Genomic DNA, 6,382 nt, shown 5'->3' with positions numbered 1-6,382 from the left:
GGTACACGAGCGACACGATCACTTGAGCATGGTCGCAGACCAACACCCCGGGGCGTGGCGCTTTGACCAGCAGCGATGAATAACCGAGCCCCACACGGTCGAGCGCTCCGGCTGCCCATCGCCCAGAAACGCCTTGACTCGCTCGCGGGTCCGCTCGACCAGTTCCGTGGTGCGGTTGGCCCAGGGGTAGGCGCCGCGGCCCGCGTTGGCGTTGGACGTGGTGAGGTAGGTTTCCACGGCCTCCAGGACGGCCCGCGGTTTCTGCGAGGTCGCCGCGCTGTCCAGATACGTCAGCTCCGGATGCCCGGTGACGATCGGGAACTGAGCCCTCAGCCGCTGCTCCCAAGAGACGTCTTCACCGGTTTCCCGTTCCGGCATGTTCACTCCCTCACCAGCGGTGCGCCGGCGTCCCGCCACGCCACGATCCCGCCCGCCAGACTCCTGACGTCCGGGTGGCCCAGGCGGGACAGCAACACGGCGTAGCGCAGCGACTTTTCCCCCACCGGACAGGCGAGCAGTACCGGGGTGCGCTTGCTGAACGGGAGTCCTCCGCGGACCAGTTCCTCGAAGAGCTCGTCGACGATGTTGACCGAGCCCTCGATGTGCAGGGCGGCATAGGCGTGCGGGCCGCGCAGGTCCACCACCAGCGGACGGGGTTCTCCCTCCGCGATCCAGCGCCGCGCGCCGTCGACGTCCACCGCCCGGGACTGTTCCGCCCTGATCTCCTCGTCGCTGACCGACGACGGCGAGTGCCCGCGCCGTGGCCGGCCCAGCAGCTCCGGGCGGCGTTGGCGCACATAGCTCAGATAGCTCTCCGCCCGGTCGCACACGATGAACACTGCGCTCTGGCGACGTCCGGTGCCGTCCAGTTCGGCGTCAACGGACGCCAGATGGCGTACGGCTCCCTGGTAGGCGGCGCCGCCGGTCGGCCCCGACAGCAGTCCGCAGCGGCGGATCAGGGTAATCATCCCGTCGATGGCCTGCTGCGAGGTGACCGCGGCGAGAGAGTCGTACGTCGCAGGGTCGAACAAGCCGACCTGGTGCACTTCGTCGATGGTCCGGATTCCGGGTATGAAGTCGGACTTGTCAGCGACCAGCCCGAGAACCCGCACGGCGTCGTCGTGCTCACGCAGAACGCGGGCGACACCCGTGGAGGAGCCGGCCGTGCCGACGCACGCCACGAACCAGTCCGGCGCCCGCCCGTCGAGGTCCTTCACGATTTCGGGGCCGGTACCGGCAGCGTGCGCCTCGACATTGCGCGGGTTGAAGTACTGGTCGGTGTGCAGATAGGTGCTGCCTGGCTCGGACAATGCCTGGTGGAAGCGGGTGAGCGGGTCGTCCGTGTCGGTGGGGTCGAGGCATTCGCTCTGTCCGGGCAACTCCTCGATCTCGGCACCGAGGAGCAGGAGCAGGTCCTTGATCTCGGGAACACGCATCCGGTTGGTCACGCTCTTGAATTTCAGCCCGTGCATGCCGGCCAGCAGGGCGAGGGCCTTGGCGGTGTTGCCGCTGGAGAGTTCCACGACCGTCCCCTCACCACAGGCCGCATCCTCCAGGTGAGGGCGGGCCATATGCCAGGCGGGCCGGTCCTTGACGGATCCGAACGGGTTGAGCATCTCCAGTTTGGCGTAGAGGTCGATGTGCCGCAGACCGTGCACGGACGGGTCGATGCGAACCAGAGGTGTGTTGCCGATGGCTTCCGTGACGCTGTCGTACCTCATGACGACCTTCGCTGTGGGTGTGTGAGTGGCCAGTAGTCCTCGTCCGGACACCAGCTCCAGGTTCCGCCCGCTTCTTCCGTGACGGCAACCGTCCGCGCCGACGGTTGGCGCTGCGCGTGGTGGGCGTGGAAGTCCATGACGTACCCGGCGGTGTTGACGAAGGCCAGCAGGTCTCCGACGTGGGGCACGCGAGGGAAGAACACCAGCCGGCGGGTGATCAGATCGGCCTCCAGGCAGAGGTTGCCGACGAGATGGACCCCGACGGGTCCTTCGTCCGCCGCCTCATGCCGAGGACCGCCACGCGGCAGCAGTACGGGGTCGACGAGGACCCCGTGTTCCTCCAGGCTCACGTCCGCGGCGTTCATGCCGACCCGCACCAGATACCGGCCGGGATCGTCCCCGAGGGGACGTACCTCCAGCACCCGCGCCAGCGACAGGCCGCACTGGTCGACGAGCGCGCGGCCTGGTTCGACGTACAGGTCGTGGAGGTGTTCCAGGAGCAGCGTGGCCGGTGTGCGGTCGAGCACGGTCGTGGGGCGCGAGAGGAGTTCGTCGAGATATCCGGGTCCGGCGACGGGTCGGTGAGCGGGATAGAGGGCGGCGGTGCCGCGCAGGGTGCCGTTGTCGTTGCGCAGTCCGTATCCGTGGCCGCGCCAGGTCAGGGGCGGCCGGATGCCGAGAACCGCCTCGCTCAGCGCGGTGGTCCAGCGCTCCCACTCGCCGGCGTCCTCGACGTAGCCGGCCCCGAAGCCGCCGCCGATGTCCACCACGCGCGGCGCGAAGCCCCGGGCACGGCACTCGTCCATGAGCAGCACACAGCGTTCCAGGGCCCGGCCCTTCTCCTCCAGACCGGTGGTGTCCAAGTGGTAGGCCAGACCGGCCAGTTCGACGCTGTCCGCATGCCGCTGCAGCGCCGTCCACATCCTGTCCACCTCAGCGATCGGTGTACCAAAGCGGCTGCGGCGCGACAGCACCCGCGTACCCGCGCCTCCGGACCCGCTGTCCGACTCGAACCCGGACAACCGCACCAGAACCTCCGTCCTGCCCAGACCGTGCGCGCTTACCAGACCGGCCAGTTGTTCCAGCTCGGTGACCGAGTCGACGTTCACCGTCGCGCCCACCCGGGCGGCCAGCCACAGGAACTCGGGGTCTTTCGGGCCGGTGGCCATCACCCGGTCCCCGGTGAAGCCGCAGCCCAGCGCGTGCCGCAGCTCCTCCAGGGAGGCCACGTCGATGCCGACAGCGGACGGGTCGCACGCCGCGAGCCTGCGGACCAGGGCGCTGGACCGGTTCGCCTTGTGGGCGAAGTACACCCTTCCGGCGAGGTGGTGACGGCGGTAGACGGCGCCGAGGCGTTCCGCGTTCTCGGCCACGACCTCCGGGAGCAGCACGTTCAGCGGAGAGCCGAGGGCGTCGACCAGGGAGTGCAGGAACGGCGCGCTCTCCAGCAGTGAGGCGAGCGGTTGATCCACTCGCGGGCGCAGATACAAGGGCGCGTCCTTCACGAAGTACCCCCACGTCAGTCGGTCGTCACGTCGTCTTTCAGCCGCTCAGCTCGTGATAGTCGTTTCCAACTACACGCGTCGCTAAGCCTCTTACGCGAGCGCGAGCGCCGGCTCGCCCTCACGTGCGGGCGTCGAGGCGATGCGCGCAGTGGCGCCGAACCTCCGGCTGTTGCTGAAATGGCAAGGGGTGTCGCGTGGCAACGGGTCGTTCGGTGGCAGTGGTGTCTCCCGACATCTCGCGGAACGCCCCGAGCGGTCGCGACGAAGGGAGAACATGTCATGGCGCAACAGCCTCACGGCCGCACAGCGGCCGACCTGGCCGCGCAGAAGCCCGAGGAGTTCTGGGAGGGCCTCTACCGGCAGCGTGCGCAGGACCGGTCCGCTTGGGCGAGCCGGTAAATCCCATTCCGGAGGAGGTGGCCTCCGGGCTGACTCCCGGCGCCGCGCTCGCCCTCGGGTGCGGAACGGGCGGGGACACCCTGTGGCTCGCCCGCCACGACTGGAAGGTGACCGCGGTGGACATCTCGCCCACCGCCGTGGAGCGTGTGGCCGCGCTGGCCCGCACCGAGAACCTCGACGACCGCGTCACGGCGTAATGCCACGATCTGGCCATCCGAACCACACCGTGCAGACCAAGGCGCTGCACGCATACCTGCGATGGCGCAACGCCCATGCCCGCCACCCGGATGGGGCGGACGCCCCGCCGCCGCATGATCAGCAACCCGGTGAGCCTTCCCGGCCACAGCCCTACCTAGCCGGACCCGGGCCGTCTGGCAGTACCGGCCCGTCCCGTCGTTGTCAGGACTGCCCCCTCCCCGGCGTTCCCCGGACCGGGCTGTCCCCAGCTTCAATCGGGCCGCTGCGACGACCCGATGACAGTGGTCTTTCACCCCTACTCGAAAACACCGTGCCTCGTGGCGCAGACCAACACGAAGTGGACCACCAGCCGGGCCCGCAACAGCCGGCTCCGCTGCTGCACCCGACCCGTCTCCGCCAACACCTCATCCACACGCCCCGGAGGAAACGCCTGCGTCAGCACCCCGACCGCAACCCGGTCCGACAACCGCTCACCAGAAAACTTCAGCTGACCCGCTCTTGCCACATCAACAACAACGATCCAGATTGCCCCTTGAGTTACCGGTATTGAGCCTAAAGGGGGTGATCTGGGGCAGCACTCGCGATGAGCGATTCGGCCTGAGCGGGCGTACTGGAGGGGGAATCAGTTCCGCGAAGCCCCGCGCACGGAGGTACCTCACCGTGGCCATCACCAAGCCGGCCCCCACTCAGGGTGATCAGCACGATGCGGATCGACCGCAGGGCGGGCGGTTCGATCCGTCGCTCGCCGTGATTGTCGCGCTGGTCCTGGTGCTCGCGGCGCAGGGGCCGATCCGCCGGGCGTTGTCCGCGCCGGTGATGCAGAGCTGGATGACCGTGTTCGTCGCCGTCGTCCTCCAGGCTCTGCCCTTTCTCGTCCTCGGGGTGCTGCTGTCGGCGGCCATCGCGGTGTTCGTCCCGCCGTCGTTCTTCGCCCGTGCCCTGCCCAGGCAACCTGCCCTGGCGGTACCGGTCGCGGGGGTGGCCGGGGCGGTCCTGCCCGGCTGCGAGTGCGCCTCCGTGCCGGTGGCGGGGGCGCTCGTGCGCCGGGGCGTCACCCCCGCGGCGGCGCTGGCGTTCCTGCTGTCCGCCCCGGCGATCAACCCGGTCGTGCTGACCGCCACCGCAGTCGCGTTTCCCCGCGAACCCCGCATGGTGCTCGCCCGGTTCGTGGCGAGCCTGCTCGTGGCGTGTGCGATGGGCTGGCTGTGGCAGCGGCTGGGCCGCACCGACTGGTTGCGGCCGCCGACCCGACCGGAGTCCGAGGGCCTCAGCAAGGGATCGGCGTTCTGGGGGTCCGTACGGCACGATGTGATGCACGCCGGCGGCTTCCTCGTCGTCGGAGCGATGTCCGCGGCCACTCTCAAGGCCGTGGTACCGGCGACCTGGCTGCACGCCGCGGCCGACAACCCTGTGGTGTCGATCCTCGCCCTGGCCATCCTCGCGGTGCTGTTGTCGATCTGCTCCGAGGCCGACGCGTTCGTGGCCGCCTCCCTGACGCAGTTCTCGCACACCGCCCGCCTCGCGTTTCTCGTCGTCGGGCCGATGATCGATCTCAAACTGTTCGCCATGCAGGCCGGCACCTTCGGCCGCGGCTTCGCGCTGCGTTTCGCCCCCGCCACCTTTGCCCTAGCCGTCCTGATGTCGGCCCTGGCCGGGGCGGTGATGCTGTGAACCGGCAGGCACAAGCGGCGATCCTGTTCCTCACCGGCGCAGCCATGCTGCACGCCGGCTTCACCGATCTCTATCTGCGCTATGTCAAAGCAGGACTGCGCCCACTGCTGCTCGCGGCCGGACTCGCTCTGATCGCCGCCGCCATCGCCACCGTCTGGTACGAACTGCGGGCATCACGCGTACTCCACGACAACGGGCACGAAGGCGAGGACCATGACGCGGTCGGCCAAGCCCACCGCGAACCGTGGGTCGCCTGGCTCCTCGTTTTGCCCCTGCTCGCTCTCATCCTGGTCGCCCCACCCGCCCTCGGCTCCTACAGCGCCATGCACACCGGTACGGCGCTGCAACGCCCTTTGGGCTTCCCTGCCCTCCCGGACACGGACCCGCTCCCCCTCAACCTGGCCGACTACGCAAGCCGCGCGGTCTACGACCACGGACGCTCCCTGGGCGGCCGGAAGATCAGGATCACCGGATTCGTCACCCTCGACCGAAGCGGCGCCCCTTACCTCGTCCGCATGGCCCTCAACTGCTGTGCCGCCGACGCCCAACCCGTCAAGGTCGGCCTGACCGGACGGACCCCTCCCGTCCTGCAACCCGACACCTGGCTCGAAGTGACGGGCACCTACGCCACCAAGCGCACCAAGGACCCCGTCAACGATGGCGTGATTCCATTCATCCGCGTCAACCGGGCACGGCCGGTCCCGACCCCGAACGATCCGTATGACGAGACCTGGAACGGCTGAGCGCGACACCGTTGGCATGGCCACGGTCAGTGGGTGTGTCAATTTTCGGGCTGGCCCGTAGTCGGTGGTGACGCCGGGTAGCGGTCAGGGTAGGAGGATGCGGTGGCGGAGGAGGCCGGATCCGGCTCGTCCGTGCATCTGTCGC

6 protein-coding genes and 2 pseudogenes are annotated in these 6,382 nt (G+C 69.1%); 4 read left to right on the top strand and 4 right to left on the bottom strand.

Translation table 11 applies throughout. The features are described from left to right. Positions 1-93 precede the first annotated feature (93 nt). The 3 genes and pseudogenes from ACWEKM_RS45305 to ACWEKM_RS45295 all read right to left on the bottom strand — a co-directional run. Positions 94-378, bottom strand: a pseudogene (locus ACWEKM_RS45305) (aminotransferase class V-fold PLP-dependent enzyme); the annotation flags it as partial. 2 nt (positions 379-380) lie between these two features. Then, positions 381-1,721 (bottom strand): pyridoxal-phosphate dependent enzyme, encoded by a 1,341-nt coding sequence (locus ACWEKM_RS45300; protein WP_451627157.1) that lies wholly within the window; start codon positions 1,719-1,721, stop codon positions 381-383. After that, positions 1,718-3,226, bottom strand: a complete 1,509-nt coding sequence (locus ACWEKM_RS45295; RefSeq protein WP_451627156.1) for a Y4yA family PLP-dependent enzyme — start codon at positions 3,224-3,226, stop codon at positions 1,718-1,720. Before ACWEKM_RS45295 ends, ACWEKM_RS45300 begins: the two co-directional genes overlap by 4 nt. Positions 3,227-3,609: 383 nt before the next feature. On the opposite strand from ACWEKM_RS45295, the gene ACWEKM_RS45290 reads away from it, so the two are divergent. Then, complete coding sequence (locus tag ACWEKM_RS45290; protein ID WP_451627155.1) at positions 3,610-3,822, top strand: SAM-dependent methyltransferase; 213 nt, start codon at positions 3,610-3,612, stop codon at positions 3,820-3,822. An 8-nt stretch (positions 3,823-3,830) separates the two neighbouring features. After that, a pseudogene (locus tag ACWEKM_RS45285) lies at positions 3,831-3,914 on the top strand (integrase); the annotation flags it as partial. Positions 3,915-4,118: 204 nt separating this feature from the next. Here the strand turns inward: ACWEKM_RS45285 and ACWEKM_RS45280 are convergent. Beyond that, entirely contained in the window at positions 4,119-4,265 is a 147-nt protein-coding gene (locus ACWEKM_RS45280) for a transposase domain-containing protein (protein ID WP_451627158.1), read from the bottom strand. A gap of 218 nt (positions 4,266-4,483) precedes the next feature. Here ACWEKM_RS45280 and ACWEKM_RS45275 point away from each other — a divergent pair, with 218 nt between their 5' ends. After that, positions 4,484-5,494 (top strand): permease, encoded by a 1,011-nt coding sequence (locus tag ACWEKM_RS45275; protein WP_451627154.1) that lies wholly within the window; start codon positions 4,484-4,486, stop codon positions 5,492-5,494. After that, complete coding sequence (locus ACWEKM_RS45270) at positions 5,491-6,237, top strand: TIGR03943 family putative permease subunit (protein WP_451627153.1); 747 nt, start codon at positions 5,491-5,493, stop codon at positions 6,235-6,237. The genes ACWEKM_RS45275 and ACWEKM_RS45270 overlap by 4 nt, the downstream gene beginning before the upstream one ends. Positions 6,238-6,382 lie beyond the last annotated feature (145 nt).

Source organism: Streptomyces sp. NPDC004752, from assembly GCF_053601275.1.
This window is presented reverse-complemented; position numbering and strand designations above follow the sequence as displayed.